The 25,669-nt window shown below is 59.9% G+C and carries 18 protein-coding genes; 4 read left to right on the forward strand and 14 right to left on the reverse strand.

What is annotated here, in order from left to right; all coding sequences use genetic code 11:
* Positions 1 to 59 precede the first annotated feature (59 nt).
* Together H3V04_RS05875 and H3V04_RS05880 are read left to right on the forward strand one after the other, a co-directional pair.
* Positions 60 to 512: a GNAT family N-acetyltransferase gene (locus H3V04_RS05875; RefSeq protein ID WP_198187551.1), complete on the forward strand. Its 453-nt coding sequence runs from the start codon at positions 60 to 62 to the stop codon at positions 510 to 512.
* Complete coding sequence (locus H3V04_RS05880) at positions 509 to 1,393, forward strand: mechanosensitive ion channel family protein (RefSeq protein WP_232342595.1); 885 nt, start codon at positions 509 to 511, stop codon at positions 1,391 to 1,393. The genes H3V04_RS05875 and H3V04_RS05880 overlap by 4 nt, the downstream gene beginning before the upstream one ends.
* A gap of 26 nt (positions 1,394 to 1,419) precedes the next feature.
* Here the strand turns inward: H3V04_RS05880 and H3V04_RS05885 are convergent, their stop codons facing one another.
* From H3V04_RS05885 to leuC, 10 genes are all read right to left on the reverse strand, one after another.
* Complete coding sequence (locus tag H3V04_RS05885; protein ID WP_198187552.1) at positions 1,420 to 3,948, reverse strand: DUF4268 domain-containing protein; 2,529 nt, start codon at positions 3,946 to 3,948, stop codon at positions 1,420 to 1,422.
* A 69-nt stretch (positions 3,949 to 4,017) separates the two neighbouring features.
* Positions 4,018 to 5,166 (reverse strand): D-alanine--D-alanine ligase family protein, encoded by a 1,149-nt coding sequence (locus H3V04_RS05890; protein ID WP_198187989.1) that lies wholly within the window; start codon positions 5,164 to 5,166, stop codon positions 4,018 to 4,020.
* A 292-nt stretch (positions 5,167 to 5,458) separates the two neighbouring features.
* Positions 5,459 to 6,457: an NAD(P)H-dependent glycerol-3-phosphate dehydrogenase gene (locus H3V04_RS05895; protein WP_198187991.1), complete on the reverse strand. Its 999-nt coding sequence runs from the start codon at positions 6,455 to 6,457 to the stop codon at positions 5,459 to 5,461.
* Between the two features lie 116 nt (positions 6,458 to 6,573).
* Positions 6,574 to 7,467 carry a 1-acyl-sn-glycerol-3-phosphate acyltransferase gene (locus tag H3V04_RS05900; protein ID WP_198187553.1) on the reverse strand — a complete coding sequence of 298 codons (894 nt, stop codon included), beginning with the start codon at positions 7,465 to 7,467 and terminating at the stop codon, positions 6,574 to 6,576.
* A gap of 14 nt (positions 7,468 to 7,481) precedes the next feature.
* Positions 7,482 to 8,813 (reverse strand): UDP-N-acetylglucosamine 1-carboxyvinyltransferase, encoded by a 1,332-nt coding sequence (gene murA / locus H3V04_RS05905; RefSeq protein ID WP_029677689.1) that lies wholly within the window; start codon positions 8,811 to 8,813, stop codon positions 7,482 to 7,484.
* A gap of 139 nt (positions 8,814 to 8,952) precedes the next feature.
* Positions 8,953 to 10,005, reverse strand: a complete 1,053-nt coding sequence (locus tag H3V04_RS05910) for a CPBP family intramembrane glutamic endopeptidase (RefSeq protein ID WP_198187554.1) — start codon at positions 10,003 to 10,005, stop codon at positions 8,953 to 8,955.
* A 103-nt stretch (positions 10,006 to 10,108) separates the two neighbouring features.
* A complete protein-coding gene (locus tag H3V04_RS05915; protein WP_198187555.1) occupies positions 10,109 to 12,772 on the reverse strand; it encodes a CPBP family intramembrane glutamic endopeptidase in 2,664 nt (887 codons plus the stop codon).
* A 167-nt stretch (positions 12,773 to 12,939) separates the two neighbouring features.
* Complete coding sequence (locus H3V04_RS05920; RefSeq protein ID WP_198178682.1) at positions 12,940 to 13,899, reverse strand: CPBP family intramembrane glutamic endopeptidase; 960 nt, start codon at positions 13,897 to 13,899, stop codon at positions 12,940 to 12,942.
* A 114-nt stretch (positions 13,900 to 14,013) separates the two neighbouring features.
* Positions 14,014 to 14,700, reverse strand: coding sequence for a 3-isopropylmalate dehydratase small subunit (gene leuD, locus H3V04_RS05925; protein WP_198178680.1), 687 nt, complete (start codon positions 14,698 to 14,700; stop codon positions 14,014 to 14,016).
* Between the two features lie 52 nt (positions 14,701 to 14,752).
* A complete protein-coding gene (leuC, locus tag H3V04_RS05930) occupies positions 14,753 to 16,156 on the reverse strand; it encodes a 3-isopropylmalate dehydratase large subunit (RefSeq protein WP_154313208.1) in 1,404 nt (467 codons plus the stop codon).
* A 151-nt stretch (positions 16,157 to 16,307) separates the two neighbouring features.
* Here leuC and H3V04_RS05935 point away from each other — a divergent pair, with 151 nt between their 5' ends.
* The gene (locus H3V04_RS05935; RefSeq protein ID WP_269748688.1) at positions 16,308 to 17,096 is read left to right on the forward strand and encodes an IclR family transcriptional regulator; all 789 of its coding nucleotides are present in this window, start codon (positions 16,308 to 16,310) and stop codon (positions 17,094 to 17,096) included.
* Positions 17,097 to 17,106: 10 nt separating this feature from the next.
* Here H3V04_RS05935 and H3V04_RS05940 read toward each other — a convergent pair whose 3' ends face one another.
* Positions 17,107 to 18,576, reverse strand: a complete 1,470-nt coding sequence (locus H3V04_RS05940; RefSeq protein ID WP_198178675.1) for a serine/threonine protein phosphatase — start codon at positions 18,574 to 18,576, stop codon at positions 17,107 to 17,109.
* Positions 18,577 to 18,805: 229 nt separating this feature from the next.
* Between H3V04_RS05940 and H3V04_RS05945 the strand changes: the two genes are divergently transcribed.
* Positions 18,806 to 19,765 carry a polyprenyl synthetase family protein gene (locus tag H3V04_RS05945; RefSeq protein ID WP_198187556.1) on the forward strand — a complete coding sequence of 320 codons (960 nt, stop codon included), beginning with the start codon at positions 18,806 to 18,808 and terminating at the stop codon, positions 19,763 to 19,765.
* A gap of 247 nt (positions 19,766 to 20,012) precedes the next feature.
* On the opposite strand, the gene H3V04_RS05950 is transcribed toward H3V04_RS05945, so the two are convergent.
* From H3V04_RS05950 to H3V04_RS05960, 3 genes are all read right to left on the reverse strand, one after another.
* Positions 20,013 to 21,506, reverse strand: a complete 1,494-nt coding sequence (locus H3V04_RS05950; RefSeq protein WP_198183659.1) for a cytochrome ubiquinol oxidase subunit I — start codon at positions 21,504 to 21,506, stop codon at positions 20,013 to 20,015.
* A 261-nt stretch (positions 21,507 to 21,767) separates the two neighbouring features.
* A complete protein-coding gene (cydC, locus tag H3V04_RS05955; RefSeq protein WP_198187557.1) occupies positions 21,768 to 23,579 on the reverse strand; it encodes a thiol reductant ABC exporter subunit CydC in 1,812 nt (603 codons plus the stop codon).
* 67 nt (positions 23,580 to 23,646) lie between these two features.
* A complete protein-coding gene (locus tag H3V04_RS05960; RefSeq protein WP_232342597.1) occupies positions 23,647 to 25,617 on the reverse strand; it encodes an ABC transporter ATP-binding protein/permease in 1,971 nt (656 codons plus the stop codon).
* Positions 25,618 to 25,669 lie beyond the last annotated feature (52 nt).

Genomic DNA, 25,669 nt, shown 5'->3' on the forward strand with positions numbered 1-25,669 from the left:
ACGCCAAGGGTCAAACTTGGTAGATTGGAGGCAGCGGAGGACCGTGGCGAGGAGGAAGCATGCGGTATGAGGTGAGCGAAGCCATTCCCGAGGATGCCAAGGCCATCCGTAAGGCCGTATTCGTGGAGGAGCAGGGTTTTCACAACGAGTTTGACCAAACCGACGATGCCAGCCTTCATATCGTGGCCTATGACGGGGATGAACCCGTCGGGGTATGCCGGATCTTTCCCGACCGGGGCAGAGTATGGACCCTTGGCCGGTTGGCTGTTCTAAAGCCCTACCGTGGTCAGCACCTGGGTGCGGATTTGGTAGGCACGGCGGAGGAAACCGCTCGGAACCACGGGGCGGACCGAATCACACTGCACGCGCAGAAACGGGCGGCCGGCTTCTATGAGTCTTTAGGCTATAGGGACATGGGCATTCACGACCAGGACGAGGGATGCCCGCACATGTGGATGGACAAGTCCCTGACAGTCGGCACCGAAAACGAGCCAAAGGACCAGGCCTCATGAATCCGACCGTCAATTTTGCCGGTACAAGCATCGCTACGAACAAGGATCCCATGGGAAGGTCCGAACAGGCCATCTCCAGCTTCAGCGATGCCGTCATCTACTGGTTCCGCCAGAATTTCGGAAAGATCGTCCTTCTGATCGTCGTGGCTGTCTGCGCTGCGTTGATCTCCAAGATCGTAGCGGCGGCCATGCGACGTGCCCTGGAACGGACCAACCTGCCCAGTGCCTCTATCTTCGTCAACATCGTCCGCGCCCTGATCTGGATCTTCGCCGCTGCTACAGTCCTGCAACCCGTCTTCGGAATCAACCCATCCACCGTGGTCGCCGCCCTAGGCGTCAGCGGCCTAGCCCTCTCCTTCGGATTGAAGGATACAATCGCCAACATCGTCGGCGGCTTCGGACTCATGGTCAGCAAGGTGGTCCAGCCCGGCGACATCATCACCATCCAAGGCACCACCGGAACCGTCCGCGACGTGACCTGGCGCCATACCATCGTCATCGACAGGACCGGCAACCAGCTGCTGATCCCCAACTCCATCCTCAACACCACGGCGCTTGAGAAGATCACCGAGGCCGGCGAGGCCGCCACCACAGTTCCCTTCACCCTGCGAGGAGATGCCGAAATAGCCAAGTCCTCCCATTCCATTGCACAGGTGGTGGCCCAGGCGACCAGGAATATGGCCATGCCATCCAACCCGCCCATTGTCCAGTTCCAGGGCTTCACCCCTTACGGCATCAAGGGCCAGGTGGTCATGTTCGCCAAGCAGGGCGTCATCGCCGCCGACATGCAGGATGCCGCCACCCGCGCACTGGCCGGCCAGGACTACCTGGTTCAGGAGGCGGAGCTCCCATCGGGGGAAGGCGTAGACCAAGCCAACTGATTGCTGTAGGTTTTCGTCTTGAATGACTAGCGGACGTACTGGCTGACGCTTTTCATCTTGAGCAAAGCGTCAGCCAGCCAACGATAGATATCATCCCATTGGTCTTGTTTGTAATCAGTATGCCTCGTCAGAGTCAGGTGGCGTGACTTCTTGTCTGCATCCTTATCATCCCATTCCAAATCACCCTCCTGGCCCGACAGGTCGCTCTCGACCTGAGACTTTTGCTCAAGGAAGTCCGCATATTGCACAGGATCATGAAAGAGGAATTCAACGGTGGCGTACCCGTCCCTGATGCCGATGAGGCCTGCCAGATTGCATCCGGACACGGGCGAGCCAAAACTCAGCAGGTACCTCGTATGGTCCGCTCTGGTAAAGGCCGAGCCGAAAGCGGCCATGAAGTCATTCCTGGCCTTACAGAAGTCAACGAACCCTTCCCAGAACATGGCCCTCACCTTCGAGCGGTCCAAAGACTCCATATCACCTTGCGAAACCTGGTAACGAGAACGAAAATCGTCAAGGCTGATGCCCCCATGTCCCCAAAACGTCCAGCCATTGATTGAGCTGCTGCTCGCCCCAGCCAATTTGAGAACATGTGAAGCCGCTGACGAGGGACTCTCAAATTCACGTCCATCCGAGACCCTAATCATCATCTCTCCAGTAATGAGGGCACTGGCCTCATACTTGCGGGAAAGACTCTCCAGTCGATCGCCAGGCTTCAGCAGGCCACTGGCACCCAACATGTGCAAAGAAACCGTCTTTGTCGGAATCTTCGACTGCTTATCAGCTTTGTACTTGTCAATAGTCGCACGATCGATCTTCGGCATAGACCAGACTTCCAAAGCCTTGTCAGCCAGTCGACACGTCCTGGCCTCGATGGACTCAGCGTTCCATGTCTCCGCACCACGCAACTCACGTGAAATAGACAGGTATTCATCCTGATACCCACCGACAATTCGATCCCTCTTCTGCTTAAACAGCCCATCCGAGAGTTCCGAGTTATAAGCGGTCAGAGTTAAATTACCCAGCTTGTTGACATGCTCCGCAAAAACCCGTTCGCAATCAGCACCCAACATTTGCCGCCACTGCTCATGAGCGAGCGCATTCTGGGGCAGAATATGCTCAATGGTGTAATTCCTGGAGGAGAAGTCAATCGGGTTCTTAGGATGGTACGCATTCTCCAGTGTCGTCAACATGTAATTACAACGCGAAAAGGGATAGAAGTCGCGCGAAAGAAGGGTCTGACGAAATTCATTGTCATCAGGCATCCGATGGCTTGTTCCAGCCCCGCCCAGCAAGGCTGCCTCAAAAGCCTGCCGATAGCCGGGTGACCCATCTTCCTTTACCTGTCTGAGACGTGCTATGACCGAAAGCGAGAACCGGTTCAGCCCGTTGTTGGACATCTGGCAGGCAATGCGGCGGAAGAGATAACTCTCCAACAGCTTCAACATGGATACAAAATCACTCCGACTGAAGAGGTCGTCCCCCTCCTGGTAATCATCCAAAAGGGTCATGAGCAAGGGGTTGATGACAGACATATTCAGAGCACAAATGCGATCAAACAATCGATCTATTTCAGGATCATCCCCCGAGCTCGAAGTAATGCGCGAATAATACCCGGCAAACTTGCTCATCTGATCAAGAAGCCCGACTATTTGACCATGGTTATCGTAGCCATTGTTGGTCACGTAGTCTTTAAAGAACCGGTATACGTCTCGTGTAGGCACTGGTCTGGGGGCGTTGATGATGGCAAGCCAATCATAAAGAAAATCATCAAAAACGTCATTATAGACATCCACGCCAAGCTTTATTTCAATTATTCTCCAATGATCTTCATACAACTGTCCCTGCATCTCCAGGGGCTGCCGCATAAGCACATAATTACGAACCAGATCTGCAGTCGAAAGGTCCTTACCGGTTGAGTTCATGGACTCAAAGATGGCCTGTGGATCATCCTGACCCTGCGTCAAGGAGATTGACACTACCTCCAAGCGCCTGAGTCCAGCCCACACACTGTTCGGATCCTTCATCTCCTTCAATTGGTCACTGAACCAGTGAAAGTTATCGATGATCCTATGGGACTCACTTGTAATCGGAGCCTTAGGATCCTCCAAATGGTGAACGACAGACTCGTATTTATTACGATCACCCTGCGAAAGGCACAAACGATAATGCCCTTCGCCTTCACGACAGGAATCAATCAGATATTCATCTGTGAGTTCATCGCAGGAAAACTGCAACTCATCGGCCTGGTTTGGGTGGCTGCCTGCATAGTCAGCAAGTGCCGCTAAGAGAAGATTTACAGTTGTGATTCTCTGCTGACCGTCGATAATGAGAGCCGGTGTCACCCCATCGGCACCCATAGTGCCCTCTTGAATCCATACCACTGAACCCATGAAATGGGCGCTTTTGCGTAAATGCCCAATGTGAAGCACATCGTTCCAAAGCTGCTCGCATTGTTCCTCATCCCAGGAATAGGGACGCTGATACACAGGGACGATAAAACGCTTGCCCTTATCGGCAATCAGACTCAGCAGCTTAACGGGACCAGCATCCATGGGGAACCTTGCCTTATCAGCGGATACAAGAGGGGACGCTTCCATTATAGGAAGCACTCACTGCCGCAGTCAGGCCGATACACCCTCAATCAGATCGGTGATCAGATCGGTGTAGGTGATCCCCGTGGCTTCCCAAGCCTTGGCATACATGGAGATGGGCGTAAAGCCAGGCATGGTGTTGATCTCGTTGACAATGACCCTGCCCTCGGGCGTCACAAAGCAGTCGACACGGCTCAGACCGGCACCATCCACGGTTCTGAAAGCCTTGGCAGCCAGGTCGCGAACCTTCTGAAGAGTCTCCTCCGGCAGATCCGCGGGAACCTCCACGTGGGAGGCGGAGGAGTCTACATACTTGCTGTCGAAGTCATAGAAGGCCTCGTCCTGATCAGCCTTGTCCAGCACCACCTCGCCAGGCCAGGCAGTACGGGGCTTTCTGTCCTTGTTTGAGGCGAGCACGGCGCACTCGATCTCCCGCCCCTCAATGCCCTCCTCCATCAGGACCCGCCAGTCATGCTTCGCGGCCTCGGCGACTGCGGCAGCCAGGGCTTCGGCTTGAGGCTCTTCCACCTTGACCACACCAAAGCTGGATCCTGCACGGGAGGGCTTGACGAAGAGAGGATAATGCAGCTCCGCCTTCTGCACAGCAGCCAACAGGTTGGCCCCGGACCGGTGTTCACGGGAGTCAATGGTGATGCCGGGAGCCACGGGTATGCCGGCTAGGCTGAGCAGGATCTTGGTGTAGTGCTTGTCCATGCATGCAGCAGAGGCGAAAACCCCGCATCCGACGTAGGGCAGGCCCATCATTTCAAGCAGGCCCTGCAGGGTGCCGTCCTCACCGTATGGGCCGTGGAGCACCGGAAAGACCGCATCAACATGTCCCAAAGGCTCCAAAGAACCAACCGTCCTGGAAGGCTCGGCTCCAGAGACCAGGTCGGCATGGTCGCCGATTAGAAACCCATCCCTGCCACGAGCCATGTCGAGGATGACCGGACGGCTGCCTTCGGTTATCTGCACGGTTGGCAGACTGGCATCGCCCAGACCCCACTGCCTGGGATCCTGGCCGCCGATGGTCCAACGACCGTCCTTGGTGATGCCTATGGGAATGGGGTCGTATCGGTGGGTATCGATGGCATTGAGCACGCCGGCCGCCGACACGCAGGATATGGAATGTTCGTCGGCACGCCCGCCATAGAGCACCACAACACGTTTCCTGACCATCATTCCTCGGCTTTCCTCATCCTGGACATGATTTTCAACCTCATGTACCTGCCCGGGCAGATACATCATTCAAGACAGCAGAATATCCCCTTGGAGAGCAGCATGGCCTGGTCAGGGTTGCTCATCCACAAGCTTGGCACGAACGGGCGTACCGGGGCAGAAGCAGGGACCAGATAAGTCAGACACGCGATTGATTTGGAAAACCGTTTATCATCGAGCAGAAGGTTGAGAGCACCGGCTTCACAGCCTTCGCGCCCCTATAGCCATCAGAATTTTCTGACGGCCACCAGATTCACTCTGCAGTAATCTGTCCGCCGAACAGCTCGTCAATCATGCCCCGGCAGCTCAGACCCTGATCCAGCACATGGCTCATGGCCGTAGCCAGCGGGGTCGCCACCTGGTAGCGCTTGCCCAGGGCGACGACAGCATCAGTGGTGGGTACGCCCTCGGCGACACCCTTGCTGACGCGGGTGGCCTCCTCAATGCTTTTGCCCTGACCCAGATTGAAGCCGAAAGTATAGTTCCTGCTCAGGGACGACCCACAGGTGGCCACCAGGTCGCCCACCCCGGCAAGACCCGCGAAGGTCTTGGACTTGGCACCGCAGGCCTCCCCCAAGGCAGTGAGTTCAGCCAGCCCCCTGGCCTGGATCATGGCGGCTGTGTTCTCCCCGAATCCAGCCCCCCGTGACATCCCCACAGCCAGTGCAGTGACGTTCTTCAGCGACCCGCACATTTCCAGGCCGATCACATCGTCAGAGACGAAGGCCTTGAAATAGTCGGTCGTGCAGGCACGGGCTACTCTCATGGCGGTATCGGCATCCGCGCTGGCGACCACGGTGGCGCTCGGTTCGCGGGCGGCCACCTCCTTGCTCAGGTTGGGACCGGATACGGCCGCAAACCTGGTTGGGACCAGATCCAGCGTCTGGCAGACCACCTGATCCATCCGCCTGTCGGTAGCCCGTTCAATCCCCTTCATCAGGGAAACCGCAATGGCATCATGACCCAGCAGACCCTTGAATTGCGTCAAGGCCTCACAGGCGTGCTGAGCGGCTATGGCCACGACCACGATTTCTGCACCCGAGACTGCCTCGGCCCGGTCGCTCTCAGCGATGATGGCGTCTGGCAACCTCTTCACGTTCGGCAGACGGCGAGTATTCGAATGTTGACTGTTGATTTCGCCCACGACATCCGGGTCGATGTCCCACATGACCACCTGATTGCCTGCATCAGCCAATACCTGGGCAAAAGCGGTTCCCCATGCGCCTGCTCCCAATACCGCGATCTTCGTCATCATTCTCCTTTGCATAATGCCGTGCGCACGGGAACGCCGACCAGCAGCCTCATTCTTGTCTCTACCATCCTATGACACCACCGCCAGGCAGCAGGAATTAGGGGCGGGTTCCGGCCTTATTGCTCGCTTCTGGGCCGACGGGTCATGGTCACATAATCGAAATATCCAGCCTTCGGGGGCTCCTCGCCACGGATCTCGGCCATGACCTCTTCCATCCGATTGCGCAGGCGGACGCAGAGGGCATGTACGGATTGCTTGGGAGGTTCCGCACCCCACTGATCCATATCTTCCAGTAGGTCGGAATAGTCAAGGAGCCTGTCATAACACATGACCACGTTCTTGCGAGGCCAGGGCCACTTGTGGTTGATCGAAGCAGCCCCCCAGGTGATGCTGGGATAGAGTGGGACCATACGACCCAGCTGCCGCGACGCCTCCAAGGCGATGAATCCGACCCCGGGCTTGAGCGACATGGGCCACTTCAGCGGGTCACGGGTCACGGTCCCCTCGGGCCAGATGGTCAGCGGCCTGCCCGAGGTGATGATGCTGATCGACTCCTCCTCAATTGACCTGGCCTTGCCGGACTTGCGTTCAACCGGCTGCATGCCCACCATGCGGAACCAGCTGCCGATAAGGGGCCAATGGGCCATCTCGGCCTTGGCCATATAGCGGGGCCGACGACCCAGGTGGAAGAGGGCCATCATGGGAATGAAAACGTCGAACTGGGTCACATGGGTGGCTGCGGTGATAAAGGGCCCGGTCTCCGGAACCCGCTCCAACCCCCAGGCATAGACCCGGCAGGAGTCACGCACCACCTGGGAGACCCCGCGCAATAGGCGGGTGGTCCCCACGGGGTGCTGGCCGTCTATCTCGTCCAGTGCCGGTGTGCGATGTCCAGTGGGATAGTAGCGCGTTGGATCCACCAACCTGTGCCGTTGGGCCAGCAGGGCCACCTGCCGGTCGGACAGGGCGGGCACCGCAGACCGGGGGGAGGGTTTGCCTTTGGAAGCCATCTATGTCCGCCGGATCAGTCGATCTGCGCGTCCAGGGCCAGCAGCTTGTCGCGGAAGTCCTCGTAGCCGCGGTCGATCAGGGATATGCCATGGACGGTGGAGGGGCCGGAGGCCGTCAGTGCGGCGATCAGGTGGCTGAAGCCGCCACGCAGGTCGGGCACATCGATGTCCTGGCCGGTCAGCGGGGTGGGCCCGAAGATGACCGCCGAGTGGTTGAAGTTGCGCTGCTGGAAGCGGCAGGGCAGGGATCCCAGGCACTCCTTGTAGAGCTGGATGGTGGCGCCCATCTGAATAAGCGGCTTGGTGAAGCCGAAGCGATTCTCATAGACGGTCTCGTGAACGATGGAAAGACCCTTGGCCTGGGTGAGGGCCACCACCAGGGGCTGCTGCCAGTCTGTCATGAATCCGGGGTGCACGTCGGTCTCGATGGCCACGGGCCGCAGGTCGCCGCCCGGATGCCAGAAGCGGATGCCGTCGTCGCGCACGTCGAACTGGCCGCCGATCTTGCGGAAGACGTTCAGGTAGGTCATCATGTCGGGCTGGTGGGCGCCCTTGACCATGATGTCGCCATGGGTGGCCAGGGCGGCGGAGGCCCAGGAGGCGGCTTCGATCCGGTCGGGCAGGGAGGTATGGGTGAACCCCTTCAGGGAGGGCACACCCTCGATGCGGATGGTCCTGTCCACGTCCACGGAGATTTGCGCACCCATCTTCTGCAGAACCGCCACCAAGTCCATGATTTCGGGCTCGGTAGCCGCGCCTGACAGCTCGGTACGCCCCTCGGCCAGGACTGCCGCCAACAGGGTCTGCTCCGTTGCGCCCACCGAGGGGTAGGGCAGGTGGATCTTGGCCCCATGCAGGCCGTCCGGCGCTGTGATGTGGATGCCGGCCTCATGCTCCTTGTCGACATTGGCCCCCAGCTTGCGCAGGGTCTCCAGATGGAAGTCGATGGGTCTGCTTCCAATGCGGCAGCCGCCCAGAACGGGGATGAACGCCTCCCCCATCCGGTGCAGGAGCGGCCCGGAGAAGAGGATGGGTATGCGGGAAGAGCCCGACAGGGTGTCCACATCGGCCACATCAGCCAGCTCCACATGGCTGGCATCGATGGTGACCACGCCCTCCTGAGGACGAACGTCCACCTTGACACCGTGAAGCCTCAGCAGATCCGAAACCACCTGGACATCGCGGATTACAGGCACATTCTTGAGTACCGAGACACCCGGAGCCAGAAGGGCGGCCACCATGGCCTTGCTGACGAAGTTCTTGGCCCCACGGACCTGTATGGTGCCATGCAGGGGCCTGCCGCCCACCACATGCAGCACATCATCCTGAGTATTCACCTTGGGCATTTATCGGCTTCTTTCTCGTATCCGCTCAGAGCCGGGCTTTGGCACATCATCGGCCCTTATTGCAAGTCTGCCACAGGGGGTGTGGGGACACCGTGAATTGTCGCCTCAGGCATAGAGCGTCCACCCTGTCAGATACTGGTCAGGCGCCGGCTGAAACGAAGGGGGTCAGCATGGTGAAGCCCATGATCAGCAGCAGCATGATGAAGAATGGGCAGGCCCAGGCGCCATAGACGTTCGTGTAGGTGCGGTTTTCATGCAGAAAAGCGGCAATCCGATGACGGCCCAGGTAAAGCACCAGAACGGCCGCCATCATGCCTGCCAGCATCATGAGCACGTTTATGTAGGAGGACATGTTGTCGCTCATGAACCCGAGAAGGACTTCCAACCCGTCGCTGACGACCAGGTTGTTGAACACGTGCAGGGCCATGGACCAGAAGATGGAGTATTCGCAGGCCAGATAGCCCAGGAGCAGACCCATGATGAAAGCAAAGAACCCCTGGCCAAGGTCGCCATGGAAGAAGCCGAACATAACGGCGGAGGTGACGATGGCGAAGACGTGCCCATAGGGTTTCAACGCGTTCAGGATGGCCCCTCTGAAGACCAGCTCCTCGATGACGGGGGCCAGCAGGCTGACGTATATAAACATGGGAATGGTACCCGAGGCCTGCTGGATCTGCTGGGTCGTAGTCCAGGACTGCTGCACTCCCAACCGCGCCGCAGTCCAGTCCATGCCCGACTGATACCAGTCAGCCAGGGTCTGCCCGGTCAGCGTCAGCGCAAAGCATCCCAGCAGAACCTGCCAGGTCATGGGGTGCAGATCAGTGTGGAAAATGCCCGAGGGACCGGAGTCGCAGATCTGCCGGCGTCGTGTGAAAACCAGGAAGCAGAGGCCTGTGCAGGCGGCGATCAGATTGATGATGCCCCCATACTCCTTGTCGGCATGGCTCATCACATATATAAATCCCGAGTGAGCAGGCACCGGATCGAACACGGCATTCCACTCCATCTGAGCCAGAACACCGAACAGAAGGCCGACGCTGTTGATGATAAGCAGGTAGACCAGCAACAGGGCGGCCTGGCGGTTGAGCATGCCCCTGGCCGCACTCATCCATGCGCGATCCGCCGTGCCTCGTCTGGGCTTCTGAGTCTGCCCAGTCCCTGACGCATCGGCTGCCGTCGCTGTCTGCCCCATGTCACCATGCCCTTTCATGATCCTCTGCAGGTTTGGCCGTTCAGCACCGACCTCCAGCTGGTCCAAGTCTACGCCAACACCGGCGGCACCCATACGTCATGCTCTAGAGCAGGCCGGGCACGAACTTGAAGATTGCCAGCAGCAGGCAGAGCAGCAAATAGAGCAGAAACCAGGGCTGCCTCCAGGACACATAGGTTCCCTTAGGCGCTCGATAGCGCCGCCGGTAATCCAAGAGGCTGGCGCGGTGCAGGAAGAACATGAGCAACCCAGCCAGAACCAAGACCAGAGCCACTGCCAAAACCGACAGACGGGCGGTTCGCGGAGCGTTCATCAGATAGCGGTTGGGCAGGCCGGAGAAGAGCAGATCGCCGACCACACGGGCTCCGATGGCCCAGATCAGACCATACTCCAGGGAGCAGTATCCCAATGCCAGCCCCAGCAGGAAAATCCAAAGCCCAGAGACCGGATCACACTGGAGCAGGGCGCAGAGCAGGGATGCGGTCAGGATGGCAAAAACTCGGCCAAACCGACGCAGTCCGTTGAGGATGATGCCACGGAACACCAGCTCCTCAGCCAGGGGAACCGCCAGGAGGGCGTACAGGGCCATCATCGGCGAGGAAGCGCCTGTGACCAGCAGGCTGCGCGAGGCCAGGGAGGGGATGTGCAGAAGCAGGCAGAAGTGGTTGAGGAATTTGTTCAGTTCATGGACCATCCCCTGGCCGAGCAGGAGCACCGCTACAAGGGCCATCAGAGCCGCCAGCGTCATTCTTCTGTCTGTGCGCCAATGAACGGCGTCCTGTCCTCGCTGATCCTCACCTCGAATAACGCTCCACTCTGAAATGCAGGCATAAGTCAGCGCCAGCAGGACCGAAAGGAGGGTAATCCCATCGGATAGGAAGGCGATGGATCTGGGGTCCTTGACCTGCTCCATGATGACAGGCAGGATCATCCCCGAACCGACCATGAGCACCAGAACGGATATGGCCAGGTAGACGAAAGCGAAGGCAGCCTGGCCGTTGACGGCGTGGAGAACCCCCGAACTGGCCGTGTAGGCGATGGACTTTTTGACAACGGGCTTGGCCGTCTGCGGTTCCGCCTGAGCCTGCGGCTGGGCCGCAACTGCAGCGGCTGGCGTGGCAGTATCAAGTTCACTTGGAACGACAATCGGCTGCGAACTGACGGGTGCCGGTCGGCTTGCTCCCGGGACGGATTCTGCCGAAACATTGGAAACGACCCTGGGGGCTGCCGACTCGACTGAAGGACGGGTGCGGTTACGAGCAGATCGCCGCTTGGACGACCGACGTGCTCCCCCACTCCTTTTACGACCTCTGGTGGAAAGGCCCAGATGAGGACCATGCGAAGAGCCAGACGGCTTGGTTGCATCCGTCGCGGTATCCTCGGTTCCGGCGGACTCGGCCTTGGCAGCCACAGCAGCTGCAGCAGCCTCGGCAGCCTTGGCGGCGAGAGCCACCGAAGCACCTGGAGAGGATACGGATGTCGGCGAAGACGCAAACTGAACGACCGACTGCATCCCTGGAGCTGCATTCCCAGACACGGAAGATTCAGAGGGGGCAGGCTGAACGGCAATGCCTCCTTGGCCGATCTGCGCGGGCTGACCGACATAATCCCTTTGCGCGCGCGCCGCCCCCTGTCCGTCGACAGCCTTTGACGAAACGACCCGACCGCCGGTGGCGTCACCGGCGACTGCGGCAGGCTGAGCGACTACCCGTGGAGTCGAACAGACCCGACGCCCCTGATGATCGGCTCCGCTGGCCACGGATCGTGCAGCAGCACCGTTCTCCGCCGGAGCCGGGGAACCAGTGACCAGGGAATCCCAGTCCGCAACCGAACGACGGACAACGACCGGTCGGTCGGCGAATACCACGGGTGTCGCAGGCGCACCAGCAGAAGCTGCGGGCGCAGAGACCTCCGGATTCGGTTTCGCGGACATCGGATCCTCAGATCCGGAAGCCGAGGGCGCCCCGGCCGTAGTCATCGACTTGGGTTCGGCTGTTTCGACTGCGGAAGGAACGGGAGCGGAAGCTTTTGACGACTCCTGCTCGACCTTGGAAGGTATCGGGACAGCGGAGTCGACAGCATTGGCAGACGGTGCGGAAGCTGCAGGTTTGCCTGCACGGGTGCTTGTGGACGGCTTACGACGCTTGGGCATATTCCAGGAGAAGACCGGGCCTTTGTTCGTCTCGGGCTTGGTCCAGGACCAGACGACCTTGACTGCAGGCTTCTCAGGCTGTGCCGAAATCTCTGTGGCCGTCCCGGTGGCCTTGGAAGCCTCCAGCTCTCGGCGCACCACCACACGCCGCGGGGATGACTCTTGGCCGGAATCCTTTCCGCTTTGCCCGTCAACTGGCAGGTCTTCCGGGGGAAATGTGGGAACCTCCGGTTGACTGGCCATGGTGACCGAGTTCAAAAAATCATAGGACCCGGGAAGCACCGAGGGTCGTTCACCGACTGGCATGGCACCCTTGTGCCCTTTGCCACCAGCTCCGTCATCACCCAGAAGAGCAGTCTTCCTATGGGCTATCCGCCCCGGGTAGGCCAAGCCATCATCCACGGCCTCCCCCGGCAGGCTCAAGGGTGGCAGGCTGATGGACCCTTCCTCATAGTCCCAGTGGCGTGCGTAGTCCTTGCTGGCACTGTGGCTTGCAGTCATGAGGGCAATAGAGGAGCGAGACACCTTCAAGCGCCCCTGATCGCTTTGGGCATCGGCAGATTCACTGCCGCTGTCGCGATCCTCATCATCCCTCATCCGTCGATGATCCTTCCCCTTCATGCACTACCGTACGACCGTCAAGGGCGTCCAGCGACACGAACCTTTCCCCATGTTCATATCAACACTACATACCCGAGTCTAGCCCGACCCCGCCCTTCCCTCGACGGAATCCCGACAATGGGCCAGCGCCATCGACCGTCTGCTCAGGCCAGCCCCGGCACGAATTCGCTCAGGGCCATCAGCAGGCATGCCAGGCAGAAGAGCAGGAACCAAGGCGCCCTCCAGGAAGCGTATATCCCCTTGGGAGCGCGATTGCTCCGGCAGTAATCACGGAGAGTCCTTAGTTTGAACAGCAGTCCGACGACTCCGGTCAGCAGCACCAGGATCATCAGCAGACCCAGGCCGATGCGAACCACCTCGGGTGCCAGGGGCATGTACTTGGCCAGCAGACCCGAAGAGAAGGCATTGTTGAGCATGTGCACCAACAGGGACCAGACCAACCCGTACTCCATGGCCAGATAGCCCAGAACCAGGCCGGAAATGAAACCGAACAGACCCTGGACCAAGGAACCATGCATGAAGCCGAAAAGCAGAGAAGAGGTAATGATGGCGAACACTCGGCCAAAGCGGCGCAAGCCATTCATGATGACCCCTCGGAAGACCAGCTCCTCGGCAAAGGGCCCCAGAAGAATGCCATAGAAGAGCATGATCGGCGTTTCCATGCCGCCGTCGTCGGATGCGGTCGGCGGATGCAGACCAGTACCGGACAGAATGGCGCTCAGTCCAGAGTTGGCCGCACCGGCCACCAGCTGACTGAGGAAGAAGCAGGCCAGGGCGATGATCAACGCCAGCAGGCTGAATCGGCGCGCAGTGACCCAACGCACCTGGTCCTGGCCATGCCGTTCATGGCCTACGATGACCGGCCATTGACTGATCAAGGCAAACAGCAGGGCCAGCACCACGGAGATAACCACTGTCCAGTCACCTAAAGGACCGTTGTATTGCTCCTTGGAAGCATGCGGGAAAAGAGCAGGCAGCACCACCTTGCCTCCCAAAAGACCTGCCAATGTCTCAATGGCCACATAGATGAAAGCAAAAGCACTTAGGGCATTCACTGCCTGTCGAACGCCCCAGTTGTGCACATCGCCGCTGCTGTGCCTCATGATAATCGCCCCTCTTTGCTTGCCAACCGGTCACAGTCGACCAATGACTGTCACATTCCATGGTAGGCGAAGAAGGGGCGAATGACTTTCATATAAGGGCACACGGCCCGTCGGTCAGATGATGCCGCGGTCAGCCAGGGGCCCAGGCCAGTCGATTTGACCCTCCCTGGCTGAAGTGACCGGCTCTTCCGGCATGTGCCGGGCCGGCAGGGTGCGAGGCTTGAAGGGGAAACGCTCGGCCCGAATGCGCTCATAAGCACGAATGTCATCCTCATGCTGCAAGGTCAGATCAATATCGTCGTAGCCGTTCATGAGCCGCCATCGCACGTAATCGTCCACTTGGAAGGGCAGGGTCACATCCGCGCAGGTGACCGTGCGAGCGCCCAGGTCCACGGTCATCTCGGTGCCGGGGTCCTCCTCCAGGATCTTCCAGAGCAACTCCACTGATTCCTGGGGCATGATGGCGGCCAGGACCCCATTCTTGGCGGTATTCCCATAGAAGATGTCGGCGAAGCGGGGGGCGATGACCACGCGGAAGCCATAGTCCCGCAGAGCCCAGACCGCATGCTCGCGCGAGGAGCCGATGCCGAAGTCCGGTCCGGCCACCAGGATGCGGGCACCCGAATATTCGGGCCGGTTGAGTACGAAATTCGGATCCCTTCGCCAGGCGTAGAAGAGCGCATCCTCGAAGCCTGTCTTCTTCACCCGCTTCAGGAATACGGCGGGGATGATTTGGTCAGTGTCTACGTTGGAGCGGTGCAAGGGCACCCCGACCCCGGTTACAACGGAAAGTGGCTCCATGATGACCTCCTGCCTGCTGGATGGCGATGATGATGACGAATGATTGATGGGCTTACAGATCGGCAGGGGAGCAGATGGTTCCCTTGATGGCCGTCGCAGCAGCCACCTCTGGCGAGGCCAGATGCGTCCTGCCGCCCTTGCCCTGACGACCCTGGAAGTTGCGGTTGGATGTGGAGATGGAACGCTCTCCCGGCACCAGCTGGTCGGGGTTCATTCCCAGGCACATGGAGCAGCCGGCGTTGCGCCATTCGGCTCCGAAGTCCTCGAAGATGCGGTCCAGCCCCTCCTTTTCGGCCTGAATGCGAACGCGCGAAGAAGCCGGAACCACCAGGACGCGATGCAGGTTCTTGGCCTTGTGATGCCCCTTCATGATGGCCGCTGCCGCGCGCAGATCCTCGATGCGCCCATTGGTGCAGGAGCCGATGAACACAGTGTCCACGGCGATGTCGCGGATGGGCATCCCCGGCTTCAGACCCATATAGTCGATGGCCTCCTGGGCTGCCTGGCGCTTGGCCGGATCGGCGATCTTTTCGGGCACAGGCACATCAGCAGCTATGGGCAGGCCCTGTCCGGGATTGGTGCCCCAGGTCACGTAGGGGGTCAGCTGGTCGGCATCCAGGATGACCTCCTTGTCGAAGACTGCATCCGGATCGGTGGGGAGGGTCCGCCAGTAGTCCAGGGCCTGATCCCACATGGCCCCCTTGGGGGCATGCGGCCGGCCCTCCAGGTAGGCGAAGGTGGTCTCGTCCGGCGCAATCATCCCGGCCCTGGCCCCTGCCTCGATGGACATGTTGCAGATGGTCATGCGTGCGTCCATGGACATCCGCCGAATGGCCTCGCCCCGGTACTCCAGAACGTGCCCTTGGCCGCCGCCCGTGCCGATTTTGGCGATGACAGCCAGGATGACGTCCTTGGCGCCTACGCCCGGCTTGAGCTGCCCGCGGACGGTGATGGCCATGGTCTTGAAAGGCTTCAGGCTCAGAGTCTGGGTGGCCAGGACATGCTCCACCTCGGAGGTGCCGATGCCGAAAGCCAGGGCCCCGAAGGCCCCGTGGGTCGAGGTATGCGAATCGCCGCAGACGATGGTCATGCCGGGCTGGGTCAGCCCCAAGACGGGTGCAAAAGCATGCACGATGCCCTGGTCGGCATTCCCCAATGGAAGCAGACGGACGCCGAACTCACGGCAGTTGCGCTCCAGGGTGGAGATCTGCAGGGCCGAAACCTTGTCGGCGATGGGCCGATCGATGTCGATGGTGGGGGTGTTGTGATCCTCGGTGGCGATGACCTGGTCCACGTGACGAATCTTCCGGCCTGCCAGGCGCAGACCCTCGAAAGCCTGTGGACTGGTCACCTCGTGCATGAGCTGCAGATCGATGTAGATCAGATCGGGCTCGCCGCCTTGGCCCTTTCTGACCAAATGATCGGTCCAGACCTTTTCCGCCATTGTGCGTCCCATATCGCCTCCTGAAAGCCTACGACCGGCCAGGGCGCCAACCTCATCGGCACCCCGCCGGCCTCTTACCACCGAGTATGGAACTGCCCAACCGTTATGAACTTTTGCATTTCATATACTGAGATGGCATAATTCAACCATGGACACACCTTCTATGAACGACGACGACAGATATCCCTCCGTAAACGATCCAAACATGCATCAGGAGGAGATTCATTCGGGCGTCGGCGTTCTGGACAAGACGGTGCGAATTCTGGACACCCTGGAGACCGGACCCATGACCCTGGGCCAGCTGGTCAACGCCACCGGGTTGGCCCGACCCACAGCCCACCGGTTGGCCATCGCCTTGGAGCGCCACCGCTTCGTGCTGCGGGACGCGCATGGCCGCTTCGTCCTGGGTTCCCGCTTCGCCGAACTGGCCGCCGCCGCCGGCGAGGATCGACTGCTGACCGCCTCGGGGCCCATCCTGCATACACTGCTCAACCGTTCGGGCGAGTCGGCCCAGATTTTCCGCCGCCAGGGCGAGGTCCGGGTCTGCATCGCCGCGGTGGAACGCGCCTCGGGCCTGCGTGACTCCATCCCCGTAGGCGCTCTGCTGTCCATGGAGGCCGGGTCAGCGGCACAGATTCTGCTGGCCTGGGAGGAACCTGAGCGCCTCCATCAGGGTCTGCGACACGCCAAGTTCAATGCAGCGACCCTGGCTACGGTCCGCAAGCGCGGCTGGGCCGAGTCCATCAACGAGCGGGAAGAGGGTGTCTGTTCCATCTCGGCCCCCATCCGCAACGGATCCGGGCAGGTCATGGCCGCCATATCCATCTCCGGACCGGTCAACCGCATGTCCACCACGCCGGGAAGGCGCTACGCCCCCCTGGTCATGGCCGCCGGCAAATACCTGACCGAAGCCCTGCTACGAGCCTCTTCTCCCGCCCGTCGTAGGGCCTGAGCGGGAATTCCTAACCCCTTGGTCCTGATCGCCGCTTGGTGGAACCCCAGGAGGCGATCAGCCCTGCCAGGGCCGTCAGGCCGCCCGCCAGAAATCCGGGCCGACGCAAGAGGTTGACAGCGTCCCCGGTAGAGGTGGGCACATGGCTCATGGCGAAGGTGTAGACCTTATGGGATCCCGGCCGCCCCACCAATTGCCCGAACTCCAGGAGCTGGGTACGCGGATGATGCGGATGGCGGATGTCGAACTCGAAGAGCCGTGCCGCCCGCTTGCTGGGCACCGGACCGTAGGAGCCGAATCCGCACGTGGGCGTGGCCCCCAACGTCAGATCCCCGCTGCGTCCGACGAAGCCATTGCGATGGTCATGCCCTGCGAAGAGGGCGAAGTAGCCCCGGTTCCGGGTCAGCAGATCATACTCGCCGCTGTCCTCGTCAGGACAGGAGACGCCCTCGCCCAGGTATGAGCCCGGGCAGGTGCGCGATTCGTCCAGGATGTAGCAACGGGAGTCGAAGCTTCGATAGCCCTGGACCGCATAGGCTGTGGTGGCTGGCACCGGCTTGAGCAGATCATAGAACTGGGGGATGGGCATGTGCTGGAAGATTATGGACCGGTTGCCCAGAAGGTCGGGAGCAGCCGCCAGAAAGTCCAGGGCCTGGTCCGAAGGTGAACCGTAGCCGCCTGCTCGGGCATAGTCACCAGAGTCCAGAAGGACCAGTCCCATGACCACCCCGTTTCCGTCGCAATCCGCCACAGGCAGGGCGAAAGTACCCGGGGCGCAGACAAAGGCCGTCTGGGAGGGCAGGGCCGACCCGATCAGCGCATGGACCCGATCAGGATGGGCGACCGTAGCCTCCGGGTTCAGACAGCCAGGCACCTCCCGATAGATGGCATCCATCTGATCGGTATCCAGACCGCACTGAAAATCGTGGTTGCCATAGGTGGCGACGAAGGGAATCCCGCGTTCGACCAACGGGCCGGTGATCAGACCAACGGTTCTGCGGACCAGATCCTCGGTGTGCTTGATGTTCTGCTGACGTACACGCTCGGCATCCCTGCGGTCCGGTTCCCGACGGTCCGCGGCTGCTTGATCCTCCCGGGGCTTGGAGGATCGTTTCAGAGAGGCTCCCCCAAGTCCCAGTGCGCCGCCCATGCTCAGACCAGCCGAATAGATGCCGTCCAGAGGGGTGCTCCAACGTCTCTTACGGAAGGTGTGCTCGTATGCCGTGTCGTAACCGGCCACCTGGTTGCCCGAGAAGACCACCAGATCGGGCTTTGCCGCATCGCAAGCCGCGCCTATCAGCCTGATTGTGTCCGGAGAGACCTTGGGGCCCTCCTGGACGTCGGCCAGCTGCAGAAGTCTGAACTTGCCCGAGTAATGGAACTGAAGTCGCCCCAGCCGGGCCGAAACGGACAGCGGTCGATCGTGCTCTCCCTCGCCGCCTTGTGGGGAGACCTGATCCGCTTGGTAATGCTGACTCATACACCTAGCCTACTTCACCCGGCTTCGCTCCCAGGCCGATCTATGCAGCCCCCTTACGAATCGGGTTCAGGCCTCGGCGTCACAGCAGCAGGCTGGCACGTTGGATGTTAGCTTGACCACAGTGATTGCGACGACAGCCAGGACCGGGCCGACAATCTTCAGGGCTGGCCCCGGTCTTGGTATATTGGATACGTTGCGGTTCTTAACGAGATAGAGGGAGCGTACCTCCATGGCAGAAGGACAAGAGCTCCTGTTGCGCAAGGATCTTGAGCGGGTCGTTGACCGCCTGCACCAGGAACGTACCCATGTGGCCCCCTATCAGGAGGATTACCGTCGACTGCTGGACAACCACGGCAAGATGATTCGCGCCGCCATGGTGGTCCTCTTTGCCCGGTCCGGATCAGGGACCGGAGGGCAGCTGAACGACACCGTCATCACCGGCGCCGCCGCCATCGAGATGCTTCATCTGGCTACCTTGGTCCACGACGACGTTCTGGACAACGCCCCCATCCGCCGCAACAAGCCCACGGTCCACACCATGCGGGGCAACAAGGCCGCCATCTATCTGGGAGACCTGATCCTCTCCCGCTACATGGAGATCATGGCCTCCATCGCCCCTGACACAGCCTTTATCCGTGAGCAGGCCGGTACGGTCTGCGAGATTGTCGGCGGCGAGCTCTACCAAGAGTCCGACCGTCACCACACCCACATCACCATCGACGATTACAACCGAGCCATCTCGGGAAAAACCGCAGCCCTCTTCCGCCTGGCCTGCCTGACCGGGATCCGCCTTGATGGCCAGCCAACTGACCCGGCCTTGGAACGGACCGCCAGAGACTTCGGCGGCAATCTTGGCATGGCCTTCCAGATCATCGACGACATCAACGATTTCGATCTGAATCGTGACACAGGCAAGCCCAAGCTGGAGGACATTCGCGACGGAATCTACACTCTGCCGGTTCTACTGGGATTCCAGGAGGATGAGAACTTCAGAACTTTGGTCCAACAGGATGATCCCGACCTGGTGGTCGACTACCTCAGAGCCCACCCCCAGTTGATGGAGAGCAGTCGGCGAATCGCCAAGGACTATCTGCAACGAGCTGCGGGCGGTCTCGACGATTCCCCCATGTCTGAGGGCGTACGCAACTTGCTGCAGCGAATTGTGGCCAGGCTGTCCGCCCAGGTCTGAACGAATCGACGCGTCGGAACCAGCGCAACTTAACGAAAGCGAGTGATGCCAGCCTGGTATCAGCCACGAACCGAACATCCGTCACATCTGCCACTTCATGCTCGTCATTACTCTCTGTTCTTAAACCTCACCGCCGCTGGCTGCCTATGATGGCAAAACTAAGACAGCAAATCCCCCGTTCCGAACCATGCGGTCCGAAGCGGGGGATTTACCGAAGGGGAAGGAAGGGTTTGAAATCAGTCGACCATCAGGCCAAGGCTACCCTAGCCGGTGCGCCATGAACCTTGGCAGGCTGCGGCCCGTTGCCGTCATCCGGCTTGTAGAAGGGTCCTTGGTGCAGGGTCCTCCTGGTGTAGAAGACCATGACTCCGCCCAGGACCAGGAAGAGCAGGAAGTAGACAATGCAAGTGAAGAGCAGGTTCGGCACTGTACTGGTGGGTGAAACTCCATCGGCGATGGTCTGGAAACCATAGACCAGCCACGGATAGCGCCCAAGCTCAGTCACCAGCCAGCCGCTGGTCGTCGCAGCGAAGGGGGCGAAGGTGAAGATGCCCATGATCCAGAGCTTCCAACGTGTCGTGAAGAGCGTATTCTTCTTCTTGCGTGTGAACCAGAGCACCAATGCCGATATCAGGGCAAAGGCAAACCCGATCCCGACCATCAGGCGGAAGACCCAGAACAGGGTGGTGACTGGCACGTAGTAGTTCATGTCCTTGCCGTACTTGGCATCGTACTTCTCGTGCAGCTCCTTGTTGACGGTGTTCATGCCCTTGACAGCGCCGGTTTTCTTGCCGTAAGCCAGCTGCGACATGGCGCCGGGAATCTCGACGGAGCCCTCAAGCTTATGGTCCTTCTCATTGATCAGAGCCACGGCGTTCCAAGGGGCGGGATCGCCGGTATCCTCGTAGATGCCCTCGGTGGCGGCCAGCTTCATAGGCTGATCAGTCACGATGTACTTGCCCTGCAAATCACCGTAGGTGATCACGCAGATGGAGCCGATAAGCCCAAGCAGAGCAGCCAGACGGATGGACTTGGTGAACAGGTTGACCTTGGCCTGCTTCTCGGAGTCGGCCTCGACAGCGGCCACGGCCTTGTCCTTGTTCCCCATATGCATCCTCAGCAGGCTGAAAGCACTGCAGCCCATGACCACGAAGGCACCTGTGCAGACGGCGGCGAAGAAGACGTGGGGGAACTCGATCCACAGCTGAGGATTGGACATAACGTCGCCAAAGCTGCGCAGTCGCACATGGCCGGTGGCCTGGTTGATCTCGAAGCCGACCGGATGCTGCATGAAGCTGTTGGCAGCCAGAATCCAGATTGCCGACATGGAGGAACCCAGGAAGGTCAGCCAGATGAAGACCGCATGCACGGCCGGCTTGAACCTATTCCAGGTGAACATCCACACGCCGATGAAAGTTGATTCCAGGAAGAATGCCAGCAGGGCCTCGATGGCCAGGGGGGCGCCGAAGATGTCACCCATGAACCTGGAGTAATTGGACCAGTTCATGCCGAACTGGAACTCCTGGATGATGCCGGTGACCACGCCGACCGCGAAGGAGAGCAGGAAGATCTTGGACCAGAACATGGTCATCTTCTTGTAGACATCCTTCTTGGTCACCACATAGGTGGTCTCCATGATGGCGACCGCCAGGGCCAGACCGATGGTCATAGGGACATAGAAGAAGTGGAATATCGTCGTCATGGCGAACTGGAATCTAGACAATCCCAATACAGTGAACATCGTTCCTCCCAATCTCTGCAGGGTTCGTCGGGCGCGGGTACACGGGTCGAATCCGGACGGATTCAGATATGACCAGGCTTGTGCCCACAAGAACCTTTCAGCTCTCCCCGACTTCGCGGCCCGGTCGCTTCCACGGGCTCCGGTTTCCTTACCGTCCAGTCCATGAACCGACGGTGCACGGTGACCGGCCGGGAAGCCATCCGCCAGGATCGGCGACCCGACAACCGTGCAAAATTCATTGCTCGGGAAACAGCCTGATGGTCATTCAACAGGGTTCCGTCCATCTGAATCTGACTGCTTCTTTAAGTATATCCCTTGACCGGCACCCTTGTCCACGTCAGAGACGTCCATGCGATAAAGTTCACGGAAACGGGCGTTTTCATGGTACAGGTCAACAGGCCGACCCTGCATGGCTATATGACCATCCTGCATGAAAATGACCTGATCGGCCTCCTCCAGCCCCTGCAGGTGGTGGGTCACCCAAAGAAGGGTGCGATCCTGGCTGACCTTGAAGATCATGGCCATGAGCCGCCGCTCGGTTATGGGATCCAGACCGATGGTGGGTTCGTCCAGAAGGATGATCGGAGTGCGCTTGAGCACGATCCTGGCCAGGGCCAGACGCTGACGCTGTCCGCCTGAGAGACGGCCGCCGGCCTCATCCACCGGCGTGTCGATTCCCTGGGGCATGTCATCCACCACCTGATCCAGCTGTACAGCCTTCAAGGCCTGGCGAACCTGATCGTCATCGGCCTGGGGAGCGCCCAGTCGCACGTTGGAGGCGATGGTGGTGTTGAAGAGGAAGGCCTGCTGGTTCAGATAGCCAAAGAGTTGGGGACGCTGATCCTGTAAGGCATCGACCGGTATTCCATTGATCAGGATGCGGCCACTGGTAGGACGCAGGTCGCCCAGGAGCAGCTGAAGGACCGTCGTCTTGCCCTCGCCGCTGGGACCGAGCAGGGCCACCCGCTGCCCGCCTTCGATTCGCAGGCTGAAGTCGTCCAGCAGCAGGGGGTCATCGGGGCCGTAGGAGAAGCTGACATGGTCGAAGACGATTGACTTGATCGGCCCCTCCAACCTGGTCTGTGCACTCGGTTCGATTCGCCGGGACTCGACGCGCTCGGTCAGACCGTTCAGATGGTCCAGCGAGTCCGTGTAGAGGGGGACCTCAGCCACAGCCTGGGAGACCACGATGAAGCAATCGACCAGGGGGAAAACCGCCAGGACCACGGCTGCCGCAAAGTCAGCAATGGAGGTGGAGCTGGTCATACGCAAATCCGCCCCAACAATCAGAGCCACCACCATGAGGGCGAAAATCATCTGGATGCCGCAGTTGCGCCAGCGTTCGAAGCGCTTCTGCTCTCTACGGCCGGAGGCAATGTCGTTGAAATCACCGGAGGCTGTATCGACGAAACGCCGCCGACGGCGGGTGATCACCCAATCCCCCAGGCCCATGTAGCTCTCTGTCACTGCGGTGTACTGGTCCTGCCGCCGTGCCTTCTCCATGTCGTAACGCCCGTCTGAATAAGCCAGCGAGACCAGCGGGACCAGAATCAGAATCAGGGCGAAAAGCAGGAAGAGCAGGAGCGAGGTCAGCCAGGAGAAGACACCCACGGCGATGGTGACCACCACCCACATCATGTAGGCCACGACCGTGGGGAAGATGGTGCGCAGGTAGAAGTTCTCCAAATGGTCCAGGTCGTCCGAGAGCATGCCCAGGACCGTGCCTGTACGCTCATGCTCGTTCAGGAAGGCCGCATCCTGCGAGAGGGTGCGGTAGAGCTGAACACGCAACTTGGAAACCACTCGGAGCACCCAGTCATGGCTCTTGATGCGCTCCAGGTACTTGAATGTGGGCCGTCCAATACCGAAAGCCCTGGTCAGGACCACCGGCACATAAACGGCGAAGATGTTGAAGGGGTGGCGGGCCGACCTACTGATCAGGAAGCCCGAGGTGAACATCAGCCCGGCCGCGCATACGAAGGTGATGGTCCCCAGGAAGAAGATAAGAGTAAGCAGACCCTTGTCCTGACGCAGATAGGGCCAGAACCAATGGTCGCGGTGCCAGATATGCATATAGCCCGACAGTCCGCGGCCGCGGCGGGAGGCTTTGGACGATCCCGTGCCGTCTCTTCCGGCGGTTTCAGTCCTGCTGGTAGTCGGCAATCTGGTTCCCTCCCATCTCATCAATCAGCGCATCCAAGGGTCCACCCTGACCAATCAGCTCGTGCGGATCGCCCTGGGCCACAATTCGTCCATGCTCCAGCATGATCACCCAATCCATGTTGGCCAGCCAGTGCAGCCGGTGGGTGGCCAGGACGACCAGGTGCCCGTCCATGATTGGCAGCAGGGTCTGCTTCAGGTCGTATTCGGTCTCGATGTCCAGGTGAGCGGTGGGCTCGTCAAAGAACAGAATCTCGCGCGAAGGGTCCAGGATGCCCCTGGCCAGGGCGATTCGTTGGGCCTGACCCCCGCTGATGCCGCGGTTGCCCTCTCCGATTTGGGTGGCCAGACCGTCGGGCAACGTTTTCAGCCAGTCGGTCAGTCCAGCTCGGTCAGCGGCACGGGCCACTTGGGCATCGTCTGCCTCCTGGTTGTAAAAGCGGATGTTGTCGGACACAGTGCCATGGAAGATGAAGGGGTTCTGCGGAATGTAGCTGATGTGCCGCTGCCAGGCAGCCACGTTGCAGTGCTCCAGCTGATGACCATCCAGGTCGATGGTGCCTGCCTTGGGCTGGTCAAAACCTGCCAGCAGATCCATCAACGTGGACTTGCCGGCTCCGGAACGACCGACAATGGCCACCTTGGAAAAACCGTGCAGGTTGAAATCCAGACCACTCAGAGCCAGAGGCTGCTCCTCCGTAGTACCGTCGGACCCACTGATCTGTGAATCTACAGCAGCACCAACTACAGTCCGTTGCGACGTTTTGGAACCGGACTCAGCCGAAACAGATTTCTCATTGCCGTCATGAGCCTCGGATGCCTTGGACTTGCGGCTCTTCTTGCTGGTCTTTTGGCTCTCGGACTTGGCCATGGCATCCATCTGCGCCCCGGCTGAAGCATTGCTCTCCACCGGCTTGGGGCCAGGATAGGCGAAGTCGATTCCTTCCAGGCGCAGGTGACTGTCTTCCTTCCACCCGGACCAGTCCAGTTCCTCCAAGCGCTTGGGCTCTGGCTGGGCCAGCATGTCCGCGATGTCATCGAGGGCGTTCTTGCCGTTCAGCGTGGCGTGGAAATCATCGCCGAACTGGCGGATGGGCATGAAGTACTCAGGAGCAAGAATCAGGGCCAAGAGGGCTGGAAAGAGCTCCACCTTGGCATTGATCAGGTTGTTGCCCAAAAAGACGGCCATGATGGCGATGGCCAAGGTGGCGAAGAAGTCCAAAGCAAAGGTGGAGGTCATGGCCACCCTGATAACGCTCATGGTCCTCTTGCGGAAGCGGTCCGAGACCGAATAGATCTCGTCCTCGTATTCCTTGTCAATGCCCAGCATCTTTAAGGTCGGCAGGCCCAGGACCGTATCCATGAACCTGGTGTTGAGCTTACGGAACTGAGCGTACTGCCGACTGGAGCGATCCCTAGCTGCCAGACCCAGAATGACCATGAAGAAGATGAGCAGGGGCAACATGAGCAGGAGGATGAGCCCGGAACCTGCATCCTGGGTCCAGACCACCACCAGGACAATCAGGGGAATGAAGATGAGGTCCATCATCTTTGGCAGGACCGTCAGCACGTAGGTGCGTACCTGATCAAGTCCATCCACCAACATGGTGACGGCAGAGCCCGTGCCACGCCGAGCCAGAGCCGAGGGCCCCAATGAGAAGACCTTGTCCTGAATACTGGGCCGCAGCTCAGCCACGATGGCATCGGCACGATCGGTGGCAATACGATCCTTGGCCACGTCGCAGAGCTGCCGGCAGGTGTAGGCGGCCAGAAAGATCAGCACCGGCACCACCAGCACCCCGAGGTGCTTAAGGCGCCAGATGCGCACCAGGGCCAGGGTCAACCCATAGGCCTGAACCACCACGCCTATTCCCTGGACCAGGGACAGTGCAGCCAGCAGGCCCAAGGTGGACCGGACTCCGTCGAAACGGAAGAGATTTTTGTCAATCAATGCATTATCCTCCGGATGCGCTCCGGTCCTGTCAGCACTGCCCCCCTGCCTC

The organism is Bifidobacterium sp. M0353 (genome assembly GCF_016100645.1).
Lineage (GTDB): Bacteria > Actinomycetota > Actinomycetes > Actinomycetales > Bifidobacteriaceae > Bombiscardovia > Bombiscardovia choladohabitans.